The sequence below is a fragment of the Effusibacillus lacus genome, from assembly GCF_002335525.1.
GTDB lineage: Bacteria > Bacillota > Bacilli > Tumebacillales > Effusibacillaceae > Effusibacillus > Effusibacillus lacus.
In genome coordinates this window covers 1-354 of record NZ_BDUF01000109.1, presented here as the reverse complement: position 1 = coordinate 354, position 354 = coordinate 1, and the positions used below count along the sequence as shown (strand labels likewise).

The following is a 354-nucleotide window of genomic DNA, read 5'->3' as shown; positions in this document are numbered from 1 at the left end:
TCTGCCGGGCCTGACGCAGATCTGCTGCATTCAACCTGGTCAAATCCATTCCGTTAACCCTGACAGATCCCGACGTAGGGCGCTCCAAAAGGTTAATGCAGCGTATCAGGGAGCTCTTTCCCGCCCCGCTGTAGCCTACAATCCCGAAAATTTCACCCTGCTCAATCTTAAGGCTTACATGGTTTACGCCAACTACAACCCCTTGACGTGTTTTGTACTCTTTGTACAGGTCCAGTAGCTCGATCACAGCCATTCCTCCAAAATAGAGTAGGAGGGGGTGGCTAGCCCCCGTCCTCTCACACCACCGTACGTACCGTTCGGTATACGGCGGTTCATGTTGTGCAACGAAGTTCG

General features: G+C 52.8%; 1 protein-coding gene. It reads right to left on the bottom strand.

Translation table 11 applies throughout. The features are described from left to right. A partial coding sequence (locus tag EFBL_RS21520) for an ATP-binding cassette domain-containing protein (protein WP_231705871.1) occupies positions 1-247 on the bottom strand: 247 nt, incomplete at its 3' end. Between the last annotated feature and the right edge of the window lie 107 nt (positions 248-354).